Origin of the sequence: Stenotrophomonas sp. GD03680 (assembly GCF_029844625.1) — a bacterium.
GTDB classification, from domain to species: Bacteria; Pseudomonadota; Gammaproteobacteria; order Xanthomonadales; family Xanthomonadaceae; genus Stenotrophomonas; species Stenotrophomonas maltophilia_P.
The window spans coordinates 12,403-31,738 of sequence record NZ_JAOCKC010000018.1; the positions used below are offsets into that span (position 1 = coordinate 12,403).

A 19,336-nucleotide genomic window follows, 5' to 3' on the forward strand; every position below is an offset into this window, starting at 1 on the left:
CAGTGTGGATGCCATGCATGTCGATACCCTCTGGTCCAACGTCCATCTGATCACCCTCGACGGTGAGGGCCTGGGTGTCCTCCGTGACGGCGTGCTGGCCTGCGCGGGCGGTCGCATCGTCCACGTCGGCCCGGCCGGCAGCGATGCCCATCTGCAGCCGACCACCCGCATCGACGGCGAAGGCCGCTGGGTCTCGCCCGGCCTGATCGACTGCCACACCCACCTGGTCTACGCCGGCAACCGCGCCAACGAATTCGAGCAGCGCCTGCAGGGTGTGAGCTATGCCGACATCGCCCGCGCGGGCGGCGGCATTGTCTCCACCGTGCGCGCCACCCGCGCCGCAACGCCAGCCCAGCTTGCCGCCGAGAGCCGTCCTCGCCTGCTGGCGATGCGCGCCGAGGGCGTGACCACGATCGAGATCAAGTCCGGCTACGGCCTGACCCTGGACGACGAGCGCAAGCAGCTGCAGGTCGCACGCGCGCTGGGCGAGGAATGCCGGGTGAATGTGGTGCCGACCTTCCTGGGTGCCCATGCGGTTCCCCCGGGCCGCCAGGCGCAGGAGTACATCGACGAGGTCTGCGACGTGATGATTCCGGCCATCGCGGCCGAGGGCCTGGCCGAAGCCGTGGACGTGTTCTGCGAGAACATCGCATTCTCCCCTGCGCAGGCGCGGCAGGTGTTCGACGCCGCACGCACGAACGGACTGGCGGTGAAGATCCATGCCGAGCAGTTGAGCAACCAGCACGGCGCAGAGCTTGCCGCCGGCTTCGGCGCGCTGTCGGCCGATCACATCGAACATCTGGATGACGCCGGTATCGCCGCGATGGCGGCGGCCGGCACCGTTGCCGTGCTGCTGCCGGGCGCGTTCTATTTCACCCGCGATACCACCCCGCCGCCGATTGCCGCGCTGCGTGCAGCGGGTGTGCCGCTGGCACTGGCCACCGACAGCAACCCGGGCACCTCGCCGCTGACCAGCCCGCTGCTGGCGATGAACATGGGCGCGACCCTGTTCCGCCTGACGGTGGACGAGTGCATCGCCGGCTTCACCCGCGAAGCAGCGCGTGCGCTGGGCCATGGCGACCGCATCGGGCGCCTGGTCGTGGGCATGGACTGCGACCTGGCGATCTGGGACATCGACGCGCCCGCCGACCTGGTCTACCGCATTGGATTCAACCCGCTGCACGCGCGCGTGGTGCGCGGTCAGCCCGACCTGCCTGCCTCCTGGAGCAACACATGAGCAACACCCTGGTTCTTCGCCCCGGCCATGTCACCCTCGCCCAGTGGCGACAGGTCTATCGCGGTGCGCCGCTTGCGCTGGATCCGGCGGCGCTGCCGGTGGTACGCGCCAGTGCCGCCGCCGTGGCGGCCATCGTCGCCAAGGGTGCGCCGGTGTACGGCATCAATACCGGCTTCGGCAAGCTGGCCAGCGTGCGCATCGAGCGCGAAGACCTGGCCACGCTGCAGCGGAACATCGTTCTTTCGCACGCCGCAGGCGTGGGTGAGCCGATGCCCGCCAGCGTGGTGCGGCTGATGATGGCGCTGAAGCTGGTCAGCCTGGCCCAGGGGGCTTCCGGTGTGCGCGAGGAGACGCTCCTGCTGCTGGAGGCGATGCTGGTCAAGGGCGTGTTGCCGGTGGTGCCGGCGCAGGGCTCGGTCGGCGCATCGGGTGACCTCGCACCGCTTTCGCACCTGGCCAGCGTGATGCTGGGCGTGGGCGAAGCCTTCATCGGCGATGAGCGGCTGCCGGCCCGGGACGCACTGGCGCGGGCCGGCCTGCAGCCGGTTGAACTGGGCGCAAAGGAAGGCCTGGCCCTGCTCAATGGCACCCAGTTCTCCACCGCCTATGCACTGGCCGGCCTGTTCGAAATCGAGACCGTGTTCCAGGCCGCGCTGGTCACCGGCGCACTGTCGGTGGAAGCGGCAAAGGGATCGGATACACCGTTCGATCCGCGCATCCATGCCATTCGTGGCCAGCGCGGACAGATCGCCACGGCCGCCACGCTGCGCACGCTGATGCAGGACTCGGGCATCCGTGAATCGCATCGCGACAACGACGTGCGGGTGCAGGATCCGTATTGCCTGCGCTGCCAGCCGCAGGTGATGGGTGCGGCACTGGACATCCTGCGCCAGGCCGCCACCACGCTGGAAATCGAAGCCAACGGCGTGTCCGACAATCCGCTGGTGTTCACCGACAGCGGCGAGGCGCTGTCCGGCGGCAACTTCCACGCCGAGCCGGTGGCCTTCGCGGCCGACATGCTGGCGATGGCGGTGTGCGAGATCGGTTCGATCAGCGAACGCCGCCTGGCCATGCTGGTGGATCCGGCACTGTCCGGCCTGCCGGCTTTCCTGACCCCGCGCCCCGGCCTGAATTCCGGCTTCATGATTCCGCAGGTGACCGCCGCCGCGCTGGTGTCCGAGAACAAGCAGCGGGCCTATCCGGCCAGTGTGGATTCGATCCCCACCTCGGCCAACCAGGAAGACCACGTGTCCATGGCCGCACACGGTGCGCGCCGACTGATGCAGATGGCCGAGAACGCGGCCAATGTGATCGGCATCGAGCTGCTGGCCGCCGCACAGGGCTGTGACTTCCATGCGCCGCTGCGCTCCAGCGCTGCACTGGAGAACGTGCGCGCCACCCTGCGCGCGCAGGTGCCGACCCTGCAGGACGACCGCTACTTCCACCCGGACATGGTGGTTGCCACCTCGCTCGTGCGCAGCGGCGCGCTGGCACGGGGCCTGGAAGCTGTCCTGCCGACCGCGGAGCCGCAGGCATGAATGCCCACCCCGAATGGCTGACGGTGCACGAGGGCGATGCCCCGCTGATCGTCAGCTTCCCGCATACCGGCAGCGAGCTGCCGCACGATCTGATCGGCGACTATCACTCGCCGTGGCTGGCGCGTCGCGACGCCGACTGGTGGGTGCACGAACTTTACGACTTCGCACGCGGCATGGGCGCGACCACCGTGCGGTCGGCGATCTCACGTTCGGTGATCGATCTCAACCGCGATCCCAGCGGGGTATCGCTGTACCCGGGCCAGAACACCACCGGCCTGTGCCCGCTGACCACCTTCGACAACCAGCCGCTGTACCACGCCGGGCGCGAGCCGGACGAAGCGGAGATCGCGCGCCGTCGGGACACCTATTTCGCGCCTTACCACGACGCGCTGGCCGCGCAGATCGCGCGGCTGCGCGCACGTCACGGCACGGTGGTGGTGTATGACGCGCACTCGATCCGCTCGCACATTCCACACCTGTTCGACGGTGAACTGCCGCAGTTCAATCTCGGCACCGCCGGTCCGTCCGGCGCACCGGATACCTCCTGCGACAACGCACTGAGCGACGTGGTGGAGAACCTGCTGAAGATCAGCGGCATGAGCCAGGTGCGCAACGGCCGCTTCAAGGGCGGCTGGATCACCCGACACTACAGCAACGTGGCCAGCGGCGTGCACAGCCTGCAGATGGAGCTGGCCTGTCGCGGCTACATGCACGAACCCCTGCCGGACCAGGTGGACGAGCACAGCTGGCCCACCCCGCTCGACCCCGACCACGCCGCACCGCTGCGCCACACCCTGGCGCAGGTGCTCAATGCCTGCCTTGAATTTGCTACGAACCGGAGCGCCGCATGACCCGCAACGACCCGTCCCGCACCCTTGCCGCACCGACCGGCACCACGCTCAACGCCAAGAGCTGGCTGACCGAAGCACCGCTGCGCATGCTGATGAACAACCTGCATCCGGACGTGGCCGAACGGCCGCAGGAACTGGTGGTGTACGGCGGCATCGGCCGCGCCGCGCGCGACTGGGAGAGCTTCGATGCCATCGTCGAAACGCTCAAGCGCCTGGACGATGACCAGACCCTGCTGGTGCAGTCGGGCAAGCCGGTGGGCGTGTTCCGCACGCATGCCGATGCGCCGCGCGTGCTGATCGCCAACTCCAACCTGGTGCCGCGCTGGGCCAACTGGGACCACTTCAACGAGCTGGATAAGAAGGGCCTGGCCATGTACGGCCAGATGACCGCCGGCAGCTGGATCTACATCGGCGCCCAGGGCATCGTGCAGGGCACCTACGAGACGTTCGTGGAAATGGGCCGCCAGCACTTCGGCGGCGATCTCACCGGCAAGTGGTTGTTCACCGGCGGCCTGGGCGGCATGGGCGGCGCGCAGCCGCTGGCGGCAGTGATGGCGGGTGCCTCCTGCCTGGCGGTGGAGTGCCGCAGGAGCAGCATCGACATGCGCCTGCGCACCGGCTACCTGGACACCTGGACCGACAACCTGGACGAAGCACTGCGCCTGATCGATGAAGCCTGCAAGGCGGGCACGCCGAAATCGGTGGGCCTGCTCGGCAACGTTGCCGATGTGCTGGCCGAACTGCTCAAGCGAGGCGTGAAGCCGGACCTGCTGACCGACCAGACCTCCGCGCACGACCCGGTGAACGGCTACCTGCCGCAGGGCTGGACCGTCGAACAATGGGACGAGAAGCGGGTTTCCGCACCGAAGGAAGTGGAAAAGGCCGCGCGCGCCTCGATGGCCAACCATATCCGCGCCATGCTCGGCTTCCACGCACTGGGCGTGCCGACCGTCGATTACGGCAATAACCTGCGGCAGATGGCGCTGGAAGAAGGCGTGGCCAATGCCTTCGATTTCCCCGGCTTCGTCCCGGCCTACATCCGTCCGCTGTTCTGCCGCGGCATCGGCCCGTTCCGCTGGGCCGCGCTGAGTGGCGATCCGGAAGACATCGCCAAGACCGACGCCAAGGTGAAGGAACTGATTCCGGACAACCCGCACCTGCACCGCTGGCTGGACATGGCCGCCGAGAAGATCAAGTTCCAGGGTCTGCCGGCGCGCATCTGCTGGGTGGGCCTGGGTGACCGCGATCGGCTGGGGCTGGCCTTCAACGAAATGGTCGCCAACGGTGAGCTGAAGGCGCCGGTGGTGATCGGCCGCGACCACCTGGACAGCGGCAGCGTCGCTTCGCCGAACCGAGAAACCGAAGCCATGGCCGACGGTTCCGACGCAGTCTCCGACTGGCCGCTGCTGAACGCGCTGCTCAACACCGCCAGCGGTGCGACCTGGGTATCGCTGCACCACGGCGGCGGCGTGGGCATGGGCTTCTCGCAGCACGCCGGCATGGTCATCGTCTGCGATGGCACCGAGGCGGCCGCCAAGCGCATCGGTCGTGTGCTGTGGAACGACCCGGCCACCGGCGTGATGCGCCACGCCGATGCCGGCTATGAGATTGCCCTGGAGTGCGCGAAGGAAAAGGGGCTGGACCTGCCGGGCATTCTGGGCTGATCGTGACCCGGGTGTCGCCGGGCATGGCCCGGCGCTACCGGCGCGGTACCTGCAATGCCGGGCATGGCCCGGCGCCATGCGCTTGACCCCGCCCCCGCCGCTGACCAAGATGCGCCATCGCCACTGACGGATCATCGCGATGTACCGCGCCCTTGCCGCGCTCTTCTGTGCCTTGACCGTTGCCCTGCCTGCTCTGGCGGGGGATGTTCGCAACGATCTTCCGACCCGGATGGATGCGCAGTTGCAGGCCAACCGCGAACGCTATGGCATCGCCGGCCAGGCGGTACTGGTCGCACACAACGGCCAGGTGCTGTACCAGGGCGCCAGCGGTGAACGTGATCCCGCTACCCATTCACCGGCCACCGTCGATACCATCTTCGCCGCGCAGTCGATGGCCAAGCTGCTGACCAGCACGCTGGTGATGCAGCTGGTCGATGAGGGAAAGGTGGATCTGGATGCACCCGCCAGCCGCTACGTGCCGGACTTGCCCGCAGCATGGCAGGCGATCCGTGTGCGTGATTTCCTCAACCACAGCTCCGGTGTCGGCGAGTACTACGAGCGGGTGGACAACCGCTGGGTGAGCAACGGCTACAACGGTCTCGCACCCGATCTCGCCGCCGCACTGAAGGTCGCTGGTTCGGCACCGATGCAGTTCGCCACCGGCAGCCGCGTGCAGTACACGCAGGCCAACTATCTGGTGCTGACCGCATTGCTGCAAACGCATTACGGCAGGCCCTACCCGGCGATCGCCCGCGAACGCATCCTGCAGCCGTTGAAGATGGCCAGCACCTCGTGGGGTGTCGCCAGCGTGCCAGCCCTGCGCGCGGCCGTGCCGTACATCGGCAAGGATGGGCAGCTGCAACCGGCCAACGAAGATCCGTGGCCGGACTACGGCTGGGGCCATGCCGACCTGCAGACCAGCGTGGGCGACATGAACCGTTTCCTGCAGGCGCTGGCCACCGGCAAGCTGCTGCGTACGGCAACACTGGAAAAGCTCTGGCAGCCGCAGAGGCTGACCGATGGCCGCAGCAATTTCTTCTCCACCGGCTGGGATACCACGCGCAGCGATGGCTACACCCAGATCGGTCATGATGGTGGCACCCGCGTGCGCGCGCGGCTGGCGTACAAGGACACCCTGGCCAGCGGCTACTGGCTGTTCGTGTACCTCACCAACGGCAGCGCCCGCAACGTCTGGTCGAGCACCCTGGTGGAGAGCACGATGGCCGTCGCCGCACCCAAGGTGTTTCCGCACGCTGCGCTGTCCGAACGCCTGATTGCCTATGCGTTGGACGATGACGCAGGGGCTGCACAGGCAATGCGGGCCTGGCTGCGCGACGACCACGGCGTCACCGGCAGCGAGCTGGAACGCGCGATCAACACCGATGGCTACGCCATCTTCGCGAACCTCGGTGCGCGCAGCGCGTTGAAGGTATTCGCCCTCAACACCGAGCTGTATCCGGATTCGGCCAATGTGTGGGACAGCCTGGCCGAGTGTCATGCGGCATTGGGTGAGAAGGATGTCGCAGAGCGGCTGTATGCGAAGTCGAAGGCGCTGGCGAAACCGTCTTTGTAGAGCCGAGCCGATGCTCGGCTCCGTAAAAAAAGCAGCCGAGCATGGGCTCGGCTCTACAGGTGCACCTGCCCCATACGCCGGTGATGGGTGACGTGGCGCCGTCGACCTGTTAACTTGCGCGCCACTTTCGTGGTTTACAGCATTTCCGCATGCCCCTCTCGTCGTACCGCCCCATCCCGTCGCTGTTATTCCTGGCCGTTTCCCTCGGCCTTTCCTCCACCGCCGCCGCGGCCCCGCAGGCCACTACCCTTGATGCCGTGCAGGTCACTGCGGCCGATGCCAGCGCCCAGGCCCGCGAGGCGCTGAAGCGCGTACCCGGCGCCAGCAACGTCATCGACGTGGCCAAGGCCGACAGCCGACTGGCCAGCAGTGCCGATGTACTCGCCTTCCAGCCGGGCATCAGTGCGCAATCGCCCGGCAACGAAGGCACCAAGGTCTCGATCCGTGGCTCGGGCATCAATCGCGGCCCGGGCGCACATGCCTCGGGCATCGCCGTATCGATCGACGGCCTGCCGTTGACCGGCCCCGGCGGCACGCCCTACGAACTGCTGGAACCGCTGTGGCTGTCGCGGGTAGAGGTGCTGCGCGGCGCCAACGGCTTCGAGCGCGGCGCGCTGGCGCTGGGCGGTGCCATCGACTATGTAAGCCGCAGCGGCCGTGATTCGGCCGGCATGCAGCTGCACTACGAAGCGGGCAGCCGTGGCTACCAGAAACGCGGCATCAGCTGGGGCGGTGTCAACGGCGATCTCGATTACTTCCTGGCCTACACCGATACCGAGTTCGATGGTTATCAGCGCCATGCGCGCGGCGACGGCAAGGGCGCGATGGCCAACATCGGCTGGCAGATCACGCCCGACCTGCAGACGCGTTTCTTCGTTCGCTACCGCGAAACCAATCACGAAACGCCCGGTCGCTTGACCCGCGATCAGATCCGCAACGATCCGCGAGCCGCGAACGCAGCCAACCTGGCCATCGATGCGCGCCGCCCGCAGCCGGGCAGTACCTGGGTCGGTAGTGTCACCACGCTGCAGATCGACGAGGATTCTTCGCTGCAGGCCGGGCTGGTCTATCACACGTATCCGATGGACTTGAACGAGAGCCTGTACCGCCAGCAGCTGGACTACGCCAACCTCAACGCCACGCTGGACTACCACCACCGCCACCGGCTGTTCGGCCTGGACAGCCGAACCACGATCGGTCTGCGCGTCACCCACGATCTGGACGCCGATGTGCGCGAGTCGCTGCGCTTTGCCAGCAACGGCTATGCCGCCGGTACGCGCACGCGTGACTTCCGCCACCACGGCACCGACAGCACACTGCACGTCAGCAATACCCTCGCCTTCAATGACCGCCTGCGCATGCAGACCGGGCTGGCGTTGATCAACACCCGCCGCGATGTGCAGGTGACCTGGCCGAGCAGTGGCGGCCGCCTGCGCGACCACGACTGGGACTACGCACCGCGACTGGGCTTCACCTGGCAGCACAGCGCGCAGACCCAGTGGTTCGGCAACCTCAGCCGCTCGGTGGAAGCGCCGCATCCTTGGTCGATGATCTGGGGCTCGAACCAATACTTCGGGCCGGGCAACGGACCGTCCAGCGGCCGCCAGCGCGCGCCGGTGCCGATGCAGAACCAGACCGCCACCACGCTGGAACTGGGTGCACGGGGCGATGCCGTGCTGGGCCGCTGGGAGCTGACCGGCTACTACGCGCACGTGAACCACGAGCTGCTGAGCGTGGAGTTGCAACCGGTGCCGAACCTGTTCATCGCAGAAAACAACGCCAGCCCCACCGTGCACCGCGGCATCGAAGCCGGTTTGGACAGCACGCTGTGGCAGGCCGCGCCGGGGCGCCTGTCGTTGCGCCAAGCGTACACCTTCAGTGATTTCCGTTACCGCCACGACGCGCGCTTCGGCAGCAACCGCCTGCCGGGCCTGCCGCGCCACAGCTACCAGGCCGAGCTGCGCTTCGATCATGCCTCCGGCCTGTACGCCGCGCTGAACACCGAATACGCCTCGCGCATCGCGGTGGACTACGCCAACAGCTACTGGGCCGACAGCCACGTGATCTTCGGCAGCCGCATCGGCTACGACGCACCCGGTGGCCGCTGGCAGGCGTGGGCGGAGATGCGCAACCTCGGCAACCGCCACTACGCGGCCACGGTCACGCCGGGCTACGACGACGCCGGCAAGGATGTCGCCCGCTCCACGCCTGGCGAAGGCCGGGGCATCTATGCAGGCGTGCGCTGGCGTTTCGATTGATCGCCCCGGGCGGCGCCGGGTGTGATCCGGCGTCGTCGTTTCAGCCACTTCGACGACGTACCCGGCAGCGCCCGACCGCGCGAATCATCGCTGGCGTGAGCTGCTGCGTGCGCTTGTGCTTGTCAGCGTGCGGGCGCCGAAACACCTGGCTGCGTCACTCCGGCCGCGCCTTGGTCACCGCTTCGATGCGATGGCCATCGGGGTCGACCACGAACGCCGCGTAGTAGAAGTCACCGTAATCGGGGCGCGGCCCGGGCGCACCGTTGTCAGCGCCCCCGTTGGCCACGGCGGCTGCGTGGAAGGCATCCACGGCCGCTGCCGAGTCCGCGGCAAACGCTACGTGGAAACCGGGACCCGGCGCTGCGGCGTCATCACGCAGCTTCAGGCACAGCGCATCCTCATCATCGACCACCCCATAACCGATCGCGGTCTCGTCCTCGAAGACCCGGCGAAACCCAAGCGTGGCGAGTGCGGCATCGTAAAAGCGGCCTGCGGCATCGAGGTCACGGACGCCGAGGGAGAGGTGGTGCAACATGTGGACGTCCTTGCCGGGCACGCAGCAGCGCGTTCGCGTTGATTCTAGCGCGCAGGTGGCGCGACAGCCCTGAGCAGCTGCGCGGCGACCTGGTCAAACGGAGCGATATCCTGCAGCGCGCGGCACATCGCCACCGCGCCTTCCACGCTGGCAATCACCAGGCTGGCCAGCTCACCCGCAGCGGCTGGCGCATGTCCTTCGGCGACGAGCGCCCTGGCGAGATGATCGTGCCAGCGCGCGAACACCTCGGCAGCTGCCGCGCGGGGTTGGCTCGGCACCGCGTCCATCGGCTCCTCAACGGCAGCGGCCAGCACCGGGCAACCCGCGCGGAACCCGGAGCGCAGCAGGCGCTCGCGCCACATCGCCAGGAACTGCTGCAGGCCCTGCACTGCGCCGCCCTTCAGCAGCGCCACCAGCAGCGCTTCCACCTTGTCGCCAGCCATAAGCGTGGCGCGCGCCAGCAGCTCCTGCTTGCCGCCGGGAAAGTGATGGTAGGTGGACCCCAGCGGCGCGTCGGCCAGCTTGGTCACTTCACGGATGCTGGTTGCATTCAGCCCGACCCGAGCCAGCATCTGCGCGGCGGCATCGATCACGCGCTGGGGAGCATCGGAAGTTCGCGGACTCATGGCTGCGCCTTGCTAAGACAGTCGTCATAGACTAGCGTACCGTCGATTCTATAACACTCGTAATAATCATGAATCTCTGGTTCCGCCTGCTCCATCTGCTGCTGTGCAGTCTGTTCCGGCCCAGGCTGGAGGCGCCTTTCGGCGTGTCGCGGCTGCAGTTCCGGGTGCTGCCCAACGATCTGGACAGCAACCTGCACATGACCAACGGCCGCTACTGGAACATCTTCGATCTGGGCCGGTTGGACCTGATCCTGCGCATGGGCCTGGGCAAGGTGGCGCTGCGCGAGAAATGGGCGCCGATCGTCGGCGCCGGCACCATCCAGTTCCGCCGCGAGCTCCGGCCATTCCAGCGCTTCACCCTGGAAACACGCCTGGCCGGCTGGGTCGGCACGCGCGTGATCATGGAGCAGCGCGTGCTGGTCGGCGACGGCCAGAAGATCGCCACGCGCGCCCTGCTGGTCACCGGCATCTATGATCGCCGCGCGCGTGCATTCGTGGGCATGCAGCAGATGATGGACGCCATCGGTTCGCCGTTGCCGCCCTCCCCCGCACTCAGCGCCGCCGCCGAAGCTCTGCTGGCTGCCGACGCCGCGCTGAAGCGCGACGACGACTGAGTTCCCGCCATCACGTCCCGACCTGCGGCATGTTCCGGACGACCATCACCGAGCGGCGCGCCTCGCCAGTGCCTGGTTGATCGCAGCCTCGGCCAGCGGTGCCATCACCGCGTAGCCTTTCGTGGTGGGATGCACGCCGTCGCCGGCCAGGTCGGCATCCAGACCGCCCTGCGCGTTGGCCAACGGCGTGTGGTAGTCCAGGTAGACCAGCTGTTGTTCGTCGGCATGGCGTTTCAGTGCACGGTTCAATGCACGCACCTTCGCGGCGGGCTCGATACCAGGCATCCAGGGGTACTCGCTGACCGGCAGCACCGAGGCCACCACCACGCTGATGCCCTGCGCTTTCGCCAGCGCCACCATCGCCTGCACGTTGTCTTCGATCATCGCCTGCGTGGCCTGGCCGGTATTGCCGGCGATATCGTTGGTGCCGGCCAGGATCACCACCACCTGGGGATGCAGCGCAAGCACATCCTGCGGGAAGCGAACCAGCATCTGCGCCGTGGTCTGGCCCCCGATGCCACGATTGAGATACCCCTTGCCGGGGAAGAAGGCGGCACTGCCCTCAGCCCCCCAGCCCTCGGTGATCGAGTCGCCGTAGAACACCACGCGTGGCTGTCCGGGCCGGGCAGCAGGCAGTACTGCGTTGGCGTCACGATAGCGCTGCAGCTGTGGCCAATCCGCCAGACGCTGCTGCATGAAACGGACTTCGTCCGGCCGCAGCTGCTCCACTGGCCGTGTCAGCAGCGGGTTGATGGCGGGTGCATCGGCCGCGCTCACGCCGCCGGTCATCGCCAATGCCAGCGCGATGGCGCCGGCCGTCAAAGCAGGAATGCGCATGCCGATCTCCCGTAGCGTTCTGTTCCGCACTCAGCGTGCCGCAGCGCGTGCGGCCACGCCAGTCACCTTCGCCGGCATCCACATGCCCGGCGTCCAGCCACTGGCCGCCAGGATCGCCTTCGGATCGTCCTGTTCGATCAGGGCGCGCACCGCTTCGCGCTTGTCCCTGGCCTGCAGGTAGTACGCCTTGGCGATGCGGTAGCCCACCCAGTAGCCCAGATCGTAGGGCGCGTCGGAACCGGGCGTGTAGTTGTACAGCCAGGGCGAAAGGTCGGTACTGTCCAGGTCCAGCGCGAATGCACTTTCGATGTGCACTTCCCTGCCCCGCGTCCATGCCGCGTGGCGTCCGTTGCCGACGTTGCCGGAAACCAGTTCGGTGATGAACTCGGCCACGCCTTCGGCCAGTGACAGGCGCAGCACCGTCGCACGCGGATCGCCCTGCTCGAAATCGATCGCACCGGTCTGCTGGATGTGCACGTACTCGTGCGCGATCACATGCACGAAGCGGTCCTGCACATTGGGGTTCATGAAGTCAGCCGCGCAAAGGGCTTCCAGCCCGATCAGCACGCCTCCCGGATGGGTCAGGCCGACCGGGCGGCCGCGCCCGACCATGATCGCGACCGGTGGAAACCTCGCCTGCGGATAGATCGCCTGCAGATTGGCAAACACCTGCACCAGCCGCTGGCGTACCGCAGGCAGTTCATCCAGGCAGGTCCGGCCATTGGCATACATCGCAGGGTCGCGACGCATGGCGTCGGCGATGCGTTCGGCGGTGACCCGTCGCCGGCTCGCGAACTCGCCCAGGCTGGGCGTCCCTTCGGCCAGGTACTGCGCCAACTGGGCGACGCTGGGCTGGCCATCGGTTGTGTCGTAAAGGGCATAGAAGCGGCTGGCGTCGGAAATCAGGATCTCGGGCCCGGGCGCTGCACCACCTGCCGACGCTCAGGCACACGCCGAGCGCCGGGCCAACGAAGCGCTCAATGCCATCCTCGCCGGGCAGGCACTGCCGCGCCGCGAGGTCCGCAGCAACTACGGCGTGGAAGGCGTGCCGATCCGCGAGCAGATCGTGCAGCGCGATGGCGGCGTGGTGATCACCCGCAACAGCTACGGTGCGCTGTGCCTGAACACTCCGGACGTCCTGTTCGCCGACATTGACCACCCGCAACCACCGGCAGGATGTGTGATGCCCGTCGTCATCACGGCAACCCTGCTGCCTGCCGTTGCCCTCATCGGCACCCTGCTCTGGCACTGGCTGGTGGGGCTGGTACTGGGCGTGGCAGCCGTGGCTCTGGTGAATACCGCGATGCTGATGCAACGCAGGCGTCGCCTGGCCGCTGCCGGTGGCGCCGAGGGCGTGGCCCTGCAGCGGGTTGCGGACTTCAGCAGGCAGCACCCGGACTGGCATCTGCGCGCGTACCGGACGCCGGCCGGGCTGCGGATACTGGCCATGCATGCCACGTTCTCCCCCGGCGACGAGGCGCTGCAGGCGTTCTTCAACGCACTGGGCACCGACACGCTGTACGCGCGCATGTGCCGGCTGCAGCACTGCTTCCGGGCCCGGCTGACACCGAAACCATGGCGTGTCGGCCTGAAGTACCGCATCCGCCCGCCCGCCGCCGCGTGGTCGGCCGAGCAGGCCGACAATCCGGACCGACTGGCCTGGATTACGGAGTATGAAAGCAAGAGTGACGGCTTCGCTGCCTGCGCCTATCTGCGCAGCTTCGGCGACACCACCCGGGTACATGCCAGGGCCGAGCATGTGCGCGACCTGCATGATCGCCTTTCGCACGCGCAGGACCGCCTGCCACTGGCGTGAGCGCGGATGCCCAGGCAGCGCTCTCCACGGACAACTTCCCTGCTGGGGCGCCTGTCCGGCCGCACCGCGATCGACCTGTCGCTGTCGAGTCTGCAACGTTGATCGCAGAGCATCCGTGGATGATCAATCTGCGGTTTCCTTGCGCAGCGCCCCACAACGCAGCGCCTCCTGGGCAATGTCGTCTCGTAATCTGTTCTGCAACCAGCCGATTCTGAAACGTTCGCGGCTGGGTTCCCCCGCAGGCAGCAGCGCCATCAGTGCATCGCTCAACGCCGGACGCCACTGCTCCTGCGCGCCTGCCAGAACGTGCTGGTCGAAGTTCGTCGATGACACGCGCTTCCATGGCAGCATCATTGCGTACTGGGAAGTGGACACCAGCACGGTGTCCGGGCGGCCCGGACGGCTTACGACCACGGTCATGCTGGGATGGTCGTCAGTCCAGAGGCCGCGGAAATGCGCTGCAACGCGCTCCCGCAGACCTTGCCCGGCCACCGCCCGGCGTGCCCAGGCCTGCTGCTGGGCGAACGAGCATCTGGCCGGCGGCGTGCTGCGCAGCTGTGGATCCAGCGTCAGCATGGTGGACCGGTCCAGCCGCGAAGCGATCAGATCCACCGTGGCGTCGCGGGTCAACGGCGCTGCCTGCAGCGCAGCCTCGAACGCTGACATCGCGCCGAACGGCAGCAGCTCCGGCACCCGCGGTTGCACGTCGGGCGCGTCAACCACCTGTACGCGGGTGGTCACGCCGTAGGCATCGCGCCGGATGACCCAGCGCTCAGATACGGAACCCCAGCCAGACCAGTCGTACGTGACGTGCACGCTCATCGGCCGCTGGACCGCCGTGGCCACAGGAGAAGCCAACAGCGGAGCGAGCGCCAACATCCATGCCTTCATGTGACTTCCCCGACTCTGTACTACAGCAGCCACCATGGCCCGGCTCCACAGGATGCAGGAAGGCCGCCCAAGGGCGGCCTTTCCATTCCTCACTTGGCGTTCTTCACGTAGGTGTCGAACCAGTTGAGCATCTCCGCCACCAGCTGCTCGTTCGACTCCAGCGCCGTATACCAGTGCGGCTCGTTCGGCAGCATCACCAGGCGGGTGGTGCCGCCGTTGCCACGGATCGCCTGGTACAGCTTGCGCGACTGGAACGGCTCGGTACCCGGATTGGCATCGTCCTCGCCATGCACCAGCAGCAACGGCAGCTTGATCTTGTCGGCGTAGAAGAACGGCGATGCCTTCAGGTAGACATCCTGTGCCTGCCAGACCGAACGCCGCTCGTTCTGGAATCCGAACGGAGTGAAGGTCTTGTTGTAGGAGCCGCTGGTCGCCACGCCCGCCTTGAACAGGGTGGTATGCGCGATCAGGTTCGCGGTCATCAGGCCGCCGTGGCTGTGGCCGGTGACGCCGATCCGGTTGCGATCCACCACGCCCATGTCGACGGCCTTGTCCACGGCCGCCTTGGCATCGGCTTCCAACTGCTCCAGGTAGGTGTCGTAGGCGTTCCTGGGATCACCGACAATCGGGAACGAGGCATTGTCGATGATCGCGTAGCCGGCCAGCAGCATCAGGCGGTACGGCTGCAGGCGGGTGAACGTCTGCTGCGAACCGGAGACCTGCCCGGCCTGCGCGGCATTGGCGAAGTCTGCCGGATAGGCGTAGAGGATGGCCGGCACGCGCTGGCCTTCCCGGTAGCCGGGCGGCGTGTACAGGGTGAACGACAGGTCCACGCCGTCGGCGCGCTTGTAGGTCACCAGCTGCTTCTTGATCTGCCGCACTTCAGGCGTGGGGTCGACCAGCTTCGTCAGGGCCGTCGCGGTGGAGGTGTACTGCGCCTCGCCCTGCTTGGCGTCCGCCACAGCATCGCCCTGCTGGCGCAGGAAGGCGTTCGGCGGGTCCATCACCGACTGGTGCCACGTCAGGTAGCGGCCGGGCGTATTGCTGAAGCCCAGGAACTGCTCGTAGGCATCGGCATCGCTGCGGAACAGGCGCTCACTCTTCAGTGTGGCCAGATCCAGACGGTCCAGGAACGGGCGATCCCCCTGCGGCGAAGCGCCCTGCCCGCGCAGGAACACGTACGTCCCTTCCTGCCGCACCACCGGTGCGCCATTGGGCAGGCGCTTGAACACCAGGTTGCCCGGATCGCCGTACAGCTCGTCGCTGGACATGTCCCACAACAGGCGGCCCTCCTGCCGGGGCTTGTCCACATCGACGATGCGGGTCTGCACCCAGTGCCGGTTCTCGTCATTCTCGAACTGGAACGACACGGCCGGGTCCGCCGTCCAGGCAATGCCTTCGAAGCGCTGCGCGGTACGCGCGATCTCCACCGGCTTGCCCGTGAACGGCGCCTTGAGCATGAGCACGCGGTCACGGTGCGGCACACTCACTTTCCAGTCGCCCTTGTCCAGTGCTTCGGCATACACCAGCGTCGCCGGATCGGTGGAGCGCCAGTCGAAACCGCGCGGCCCCTCCGGCACGCCGTGCACCGGCACGCGGTCGGCCAACGGCAGGCGGGCGATGGGGGTCGTGCGCCCACTGCTGACATCCAGTACCGCGACGTCGTTGGCGAAACGCTGGTAGGTAACCGCATGCGAGAACGGTGGCTTGATCGACTCGGTCAGCACATGCACGCCGTCTGGCGCCGCACTGACATCGTTGTAGATGGCCGGCTGGCCGACCGTTCGCACGGTGCCCGCCGCGGTATCCACCACCGCCAGCTGCGAGGCCCCGTAGTAGGCGAACAACGCTTCATCATGCACGCTGGTCAGCGTGTCGCGTGCCTCATAGGTGCTGCTCTCGCCACTGCTGCCGAGCGACTCCTGTGCATCGGGTCCGGTCGGCACGCCGCCATTGGAGGGTGCCGGCCCCTGGTTGGCCGGTACCAGCTTCACCAGCAGTGTCTGGGTGCCACCCAGCCACTGCACGGTGCTGCCGAAAATCGGGTTCAGCTGGACGTTCGGTACCTGCTTGACCTGACCGGTGGCGGCATCGCCCACCCACAGCTGCACGCTGGTCTCGACTGCATTCTGGAACGCGAAGTGGCTGCCGTCGGCCGACCACAGCGCGCCACCGGCACAGCCCTGCGGCAGGTTGACCCGGGTCTCCTTGCCGCTGCCGATCTCGACCAGGGTGAAGTCGGCCACGCAGGCCGGTATGCCATAGCCTCCGGGCGTGTCATGACGGCTGCGGTTCTTCGGCTCCAGGCGCACGCCGGCCAGTTTCAGGTAGGGCTGCGCCACCCGGCTGATCGACGGATAGGTCTGCGCGGTGGTCAGCAACAGACGCTGGCCACTGGGGTCCACGTTCGGCATTGGCGGCGGCGGTGCCTTCAGCACCTTCAGCAGATGCTCCGGCGGCTTGGCATAGTCGGCCCATGCCGGGCCTGCAGACAACAGCGTGACGGCAACGACGGCAATGGCAGCCGCCAGAGAGGTACGACGGATGAGCATCCTTATCCCCTGGTAGTGTCGGGCTGCCCGCGAAGCGGGCATGCGCCGAATCTAGCACCGCCCGGCCCGCGTTCAATGGGCCGGATGGGCTAGTCACCGGATAAGGCAAAGCGCAGGCCGGGTCACTACTGCCGGGCGTGCAGGTCCCAGGTGGCCAGATAGTCCGGGTCCACCACGATCATCCCGTTGGAGCGCATGCAGTACTCGCCCGGCTGGGCTGGCAGGTACTGGTCGAGCATGGGCGGCAGGTAGCGCTCGTGCCCATCGTTTTCGTCGGCAAGCACCACGCCTTCGAACGCGCTGATGCGCAGCACCGTGCCGGCATACTGCTCCAGCCCTTGAACCTGCCCGTCACCGCCGTAACGGGTGACGCCCACCAGCACTACCTTGCCGATCATTTCTTCGGCCTTGGCATCATCCAGAGGCGGCAGTGCCGCATTCAGTTGGTCGCTCATCCCTGTACCTCCGCATCTGGTGGAGACATCGTGGAGCAGGATCCGCGCGGCGTTTCCGCGAACGCCATGGACAGCATGTTGCCCGCGCCGTCCGGAGGATCGTGTGAAGCGCGGCACATTGCGCAGCGTGCATTCAGCATTGCCTGCGTTGCGTCGGCATGCGCGGCGTGTGCTCTGCGGCGCATGCAATGCAGCACCGCGTGCCACGCTAGAATGCGTGCATGCGCACCGTGAATGCTCTTCGTTACATTACGCCCCTGCGGGAGGGCGGCTCCCTGCCGGCCGTGGTCGAGACCGACGACGACGGCATGGCCGTACTCAAGTTCCGGGGTGCGGGCCAGGGGCCCAAGGCCCTGATCGCCGAACTGATCGCAGGTGAAATGGCCCGTACCCTGGGCCTGCCGATTCCCGAACTGCTGTTCGTCGAACTGGACAGCGAGTTCGCGCGTACCGAACCGGATCCGGAGATCCAGGAACTGATCCGCGCCAGCGAGGGCCTGAACCTGGGCCTGGATTACCTGCCCGGCGCGATCAACTACGACCCGGCGGCCATGCCGGTGGACGCCGACCTGGCGTCGCGCATCGTCTGGTTCGATGCATTCACCAGCAATGTCGATCGCACCACGCGCAACCCGAACCTGATGGTGTGGCACCGCCAGCTGTACCTGATCGACCACGGTGCAGCGATGTATTTCCACCACGACTGGGCCAACGCCGGCGATGCGTGCGAAAGGCCGTTCGTGCTGATCCGCGACCACGTGCTGCTGTCGTTCGCCAGCCGCATCGCCGAGGTGGATGCCGAGCTGTCGGCTCGCCTGACCGATGCCGAGATCGAGCGGATCGTCGGCCTCGTGCCAGACAGCTGGCTGGTCAACGAGCCGGCGTTCGACAGCCCTCAGGCTTACCGCCAGGGCTACATCGACTATCTCAAGCATCGCCTGAAGGTGCGTGCGGTGTTCGTGCAGGAGGCCATCCGTGCCCACGCTGCACACGTATGACTATGCGGTCATCCGCGTTGTACCGCGGGTGGAGCGCGAGGAATTCATCAACGTCGGGGTGATCGTGTCCTGTCCCGGTGCGCGTCATCTGGAAGCAGCCATCGAGATCGACCCGGCACGCCTGCAGGCGTTCGCACCGGCGCTGGACCAGCAGGCGCTGCAACCGTGGCTGGATGCCATCGTGGCCATCTGCCGCGGCGATGCCACCGCCGGCCCCATCGCGCAGCTTCCGGCACGCGCACGCTTCCATTTCCTCACTGCCAAACGCAGCTCGATCGTGCAGATGTCCAGCACGCATGTGGGCCGCACAGCCAACCCGGCGGGTGTGGTCGAACACTTGATGACGAGGATGGTACGGGTGCCGCAGTAACACGGCAGCCCGCCACTACCGCGCAATCGCGGCGTCCTGCAGCGGCCAGCGACACCAGCCATGGGGATACTCGCCCACCTGCCCGGCCAGCCCCGCGCGGACCGGGTGAGCGAGCACCTGCCGGGCCCGCACAGGCAACGAAGCATCATTGTCGATCACCTGATCGAAATAGCCGGCCTGCCAGACCGCTCCGTTGCGGCCGCGATGGCGGTTGATCAGGAAGCTGCTGCGCGCCTTGAAGCGCTGTACGCAGTATCCGGGTGGATGGCCACGCAGCTGCGCCAGCCATCGCACGTGGTCGGGCATGACAAGCCAGGCCAGCGAGGTGGTCAGCCCCTCGCGGTCCATCGCAGCCAACAGCTGCATCGCGACATCCGCATGCGCCGCGTTCTCGAACAGGCGCTGCCGATTGCAGCAGGTCAAGGTGAGCAGATGGACATTGCCCATGATGGGCTCGCGGCTGACAGGGTTCGACAGGCTGGGCATGCGCAACAGCGTGCCCGCCGGCACACCGCTACTGC

At 67.2% G+C, this 19,336-nt stretch carries 17 protein-coding genes and 1 pseudogene; 10 read left to right on the top strand and 8 right to left on the bottom strand.

Features of this window, described 5'->3' with window-relative positions; genetic code table 11:
* The first annotated feature begins 13 nt into the window (after window positions 1–13).
* The 6 genes from hutI (at window position 14) to N5J29_RS15355 (ending at window position 9,121) form a co-directional block, all read left to right on the top strand.
* Window positions 14–1,237, top strand: coding sequence for an imidazolonepropionase (hutI, locus tag N5J29_RS15330; RefSeq protein WP_164152455.1), 1,224 nt, complete (start codon window positions 14–16; stop codon window positions 1,235–1,237).
* Window positions 1,234–2,775: a histidine ammonia-lyase gene (gene hutH, locus N5J29_RS15335; RefSeq protein WP_164152457.1), complete on the top strand. Its 1,542-nt coding sequence runs from the start codon at window positions 1,234–1,236 to the stop codon at window positions 2,773–2,775. Before hutI ends, hutH begins: the two co-directional genes overlap by 4 nt.
* Entirely contained in the window at window positions 2,772–3,626 is an 855-nt protein-coding gene (gene hutG, locus N5J29_RS15340; RefSeq protein ID WP_164152459.1) for an N-formylglutamate deformylase, read from the top strand. The genes hutH and hutG overlap by 4 nt, the downstream gene beginning before the upstream one ends.
* Window positions 3,623–5,290, top strand: coding sequence for a urocanate hydratase (gene hutU, locus N5J29_RS15345; protein WP_111186130.1), 1,668 nt, complete (start codon window positions 3,623–3,625; stop codon window positions 5,288–5,290). The genes hutG and hutU overlap by 4 nt, the downstream gene beginning before the upstream one ends.
* 139 nt (window positions 5,291–5,429) lie before the next feature.
* Window positions 5,430–6,863, top strand: a complete 1,434-nt coding sequence (locus tag N5J29_RS15350; RefSeq protein ID WP_164152461.1) for a serine hydrolase domain-containing protein — start codon at window positions 5,430–5,432, stop codon at window positions 6,861–6,863.
* Window positions 6,864–7,012: 149 nt separating this feature from the next.
* Window positions 7,013–9,121, top strand: a complete 2,109-nt coding sequence (locus N5J29_RS15355; protein ID WP_164152464.1) for a TonB-dependent receptor — start codon at window positions 7,013–7,015, stop codon at window positions 9,119–9,121.
* Between the two features lie 154 nt (window positions 9,122–9,275).
* On the opposite strand, the gene N5J29_RS15360 is transcribed toward N5J29_RS15355, so the two are convergent.
* Window positions 9,276–9,656, bottom strand: a complete 381-nt coding sequence (locus tag N5J29_RS15360; RefSeq protein WP_065182888.1) for a VOC family protein — start codon at window positions 9,654–9,656, stop codon at window positions 9,276–9,278.
* A 44-nt stretch (window positions 9,657–9,700) separates the two neighbouring features.
* Window positions 9,701–10,282, bottom strand: a complete 582-nt coding sequence (locus tag N5J29_RS15365) for a TetR/AcrR family transcriptional regulator (protein WP_111186136.1) — start codon at window positions 10,280–10,282, stop codon at window positions 9,701–9,703.
* A gap of 68 nt (window positions 10,283–10,350) precedes the next feature.
* On the opposite strand from N5J29_RS15365, the gene N5J29_RS15370 reads away from it, so the two are divergent.
* Entirely contained in the window at window positions 10,351–10,896 is a 546-nt protein-coding gene (locus N5J29_RS15370) for a thioesterase family protein (protein WP_065176034.1), read from the top strand.
* Between the two features lie 45 nt (window positions 10,897–10,941).
* Here the strand turns inward: N5J29_RS15370 and N5J29_RS15375 are convergent, their stop codons facing one another.
* Window positions 10,942–11,733 carry an SGNH/GDSL hydrolase family protein gene (locus N5J29_RS15375; RefSeq protein WP_164152465.1) on the bottom strand — a complete coding sequence of 264 codons (792 nt, stop codon included), beginning with the start codon at window positions 11,731–11,733 and terminating at the stop codon, window positions 10,942–10,944.
* A gap of 30 nt (window positions 11,734–11,763) precedes the next feature.
* Window positions 11,764–12,660: pseudogene (locus N5J29_RS15380) on the bottom strand (DUF2268 domain-containing putative Zn-dependent protease); the annotation flags it as partial.
* A gap of 109 nt (window positions 12,661–12,769) precedes the next feature.
* Here N5J29_RS15380 and N5J29_RS15385 point away from each other — a divergent pair.
* Entirely contained in the window at window positions 12,770–13,549 is a 780-nt protein-coding gene (locus N5J29_RS15385; protein ID WP_239519802.1) for a hypothetical protein, read from the top strand.
* 123 nt (window positions 13,550–13,672) lie between these two features.
* On the opposite strand, the gene N5J29_RS15390 is transcribed toward N5J29_RS15385, so the two are convergent.
* The 3 genes from N5J29_RS15390 to N5J29_RS15400 all read right to left on the bottom strand — a co-directional run bounded on the left by N5J29_RS15390 (window position 13,673) and on the right by N5J29_RS15400 (window position 17,447).
* Window positions 13,673–14,428: a hypothetical protein gene (locus tag N5J29_RS15390; RefSeq protein ID WP_239519803.1), complete on the bottom strand. Its 756-nt coding sequence runs from the start codon at window positions 14,426–14,428 to the stop codon at window positions 13,673–13,675.
* Between the two features lie 101 nt (window positions 14,429–14,529).
* On the bottom strand, window positions 14,530–16,992 hold the full coding sequence (locus N5J29_RS15395; protein ID WP_164152469.1) for a prolyl oligopeptidase family serine peptidase: 2,463 nt from the start codon (window positions 16,990–16,992) through the stop codon (window positions 14,530–14,532).
* Window positions 16,993–17,117: 125 nt separating this feature from the next.
* Entirely contained in the window at window positions 17,118–17,447 is a 330-nt protein-coding gene (locus tag N5J29_RS15400; RefSeq protein ID WP_065176039.1) for a hypothetical protein, read from the bottom strand.
* A gap of 221 nt (window positions 17,448–17,668) precedes the next feature.
* Between N5J29_RS15400 and N5J29_RS15405 the strand changes: the two genes are divergently transcribed.
* The gene (locus N5J29_RS15405; protein ID WP_164152471.1) at window positions 17,669–18,445 is read left to right on the top strand and encodes a HipA family kinase; all 777 of its coding nucleotides are present in this window, start codon (window positions 17,669–17,671) and stop codon (window positions 18,443–18,445) included.
* Complete coding sequence (locus N5J29_RS15410) at window positions 18,423–18,815, top strand: DUF3037 domain-containing protein (RefSeq protein WP_065176040.1); 393 nt, start codon at window positions 18,423–18,425, stop codon at window positions 18,813–18,815. Before N5J29_RS15405 ends, N5J29_RS15410 begins: the two co-directional genes overlap by 23 nt.
* A 15-nt stretch (window positions 18,816–18,830) precedes the next feature.
* On the opposite strand, the gene N5J29_RS15415 is transcribed toward N5J29_RS15410, so the two are convergent.
* Window positions 18,831–19,301 carry a transposase gene (locus N5J29_RS15415; RefSeq protein ID WP_239519804.1) on the bottom strand — a complete coding sequence of 157 codons (471 nt, stop codon included), beginning with the start codon at window positions 19,299–19,301 and terminating at the stop codon, window positions 18,831–18,833.
* Window positions 19,302–19,336 lie beyond the last annotated feature (35 nt).

Bases quoted from the DNA above. Each gene is read 5' to 3' on its own strand.
- N5J29_RS15395 (WP_164152469.1), bottom strand. From the start codon at position 16,992: ATGCTCATCCGTCGTACCTCTCTGGCGGCTGCCATTGCCGTCGTTGCC.
- N5J29_RS15400 (WP_065176039.1), bottom strand. From the start codon at position 17,447: ATGAGCGACCAACTGAATGCGGCACTGCCGCCTCTGGATGATGCCAAG.
- N5J29_RS15390 (WP_239519803.1), bottom strand. From the start codon at position 14,428: ATGTTGGCGCTCGCTCCGCTGTTGGCTTCTCCTGTGGCCACGGCGGTC.
- N5J29_RS15375 (WP_164152465.1), bottom strand. From the start codon at position 11,733: ATGCGCATTCCTGCTTTGACGGCCGGCGCCATCGCGCTGGCATTGGCG.
- N5J29_RS15365 (WP_111186136.1), bottom strand. From the start codon at position 10,282: ATGAGTCCGCGAACTTCCGATGCTCCCCAGCGCGTGATCGATGCCGCC.
- hutI (WP_164152455.1), top strand. From the start codon at position 14: ATGCATGTCGATACCCTCTGGTCCAACGTCCATCTGATCACCCTCGAC.
- hutG (WP_164152459.1), top strand. From the start codon at position 2,772: ATGAATGCCCACCCCGAATGGCTGACGGTGCACGAGGGCGATGCCCCG.
- hutU (WP_111186130.1), top strand. From the start codon at position 3,623: ATGACCCGCAACGACCCGTCCCGCACCCTTGCCGCACCGACCGGCACC.
- N5J29_RS15355 (WP_164152464.1), top strand. From the start codon at position 7,013: ATGCCCCTCTCGTCGTACCGCCCCATCCCGTCGCTGTTATTCCTGGCC.
- N5J29_RS15360 (WP_065182888.1), bottom strand. From the start codon at position 9,656: ATGTTGCACCACCTCTCCCTCGGCGTCCGTGACCTCGATGCCGCAGGC.
- hutH (WP_164152457.1), top strand. From the start codon at position 1,234: ATGAGCAACACCCTGGTTCTTCGCCCCGGCCATGTCACCCTCGCCCAG.
- N5J29_RS15405 (WP_164152471.1), top strand. From the start codon at position 17,669: ATGCGCACCGTGAATGCTCTTCGTTACATTACGCCCCTGCGGGAGGGC.
- N5J29_RS15415 (WP_239519804.1), bottom strand. From the start codon at position 19,301: ATGCCCAGCCTGTCGAACCCTGTCAGCCGCGAGCCCATCATGGGCAAT.
- N5J29_RS15370 (WP_065176034.1), top strand. From the start codon at position 10,351: ATGAATCTCTGGTTCCGCCTGCTCCATCTGCTGCTGTGCAGTCTGTTC.
- N5J29_RS15350 (WP_164152461.1), top strand. From the start codon at position 5,430: ATGTACCGCGCCCTTGCCGCGCTCTTCTGTGCCTTGACCGTTGCCCTG.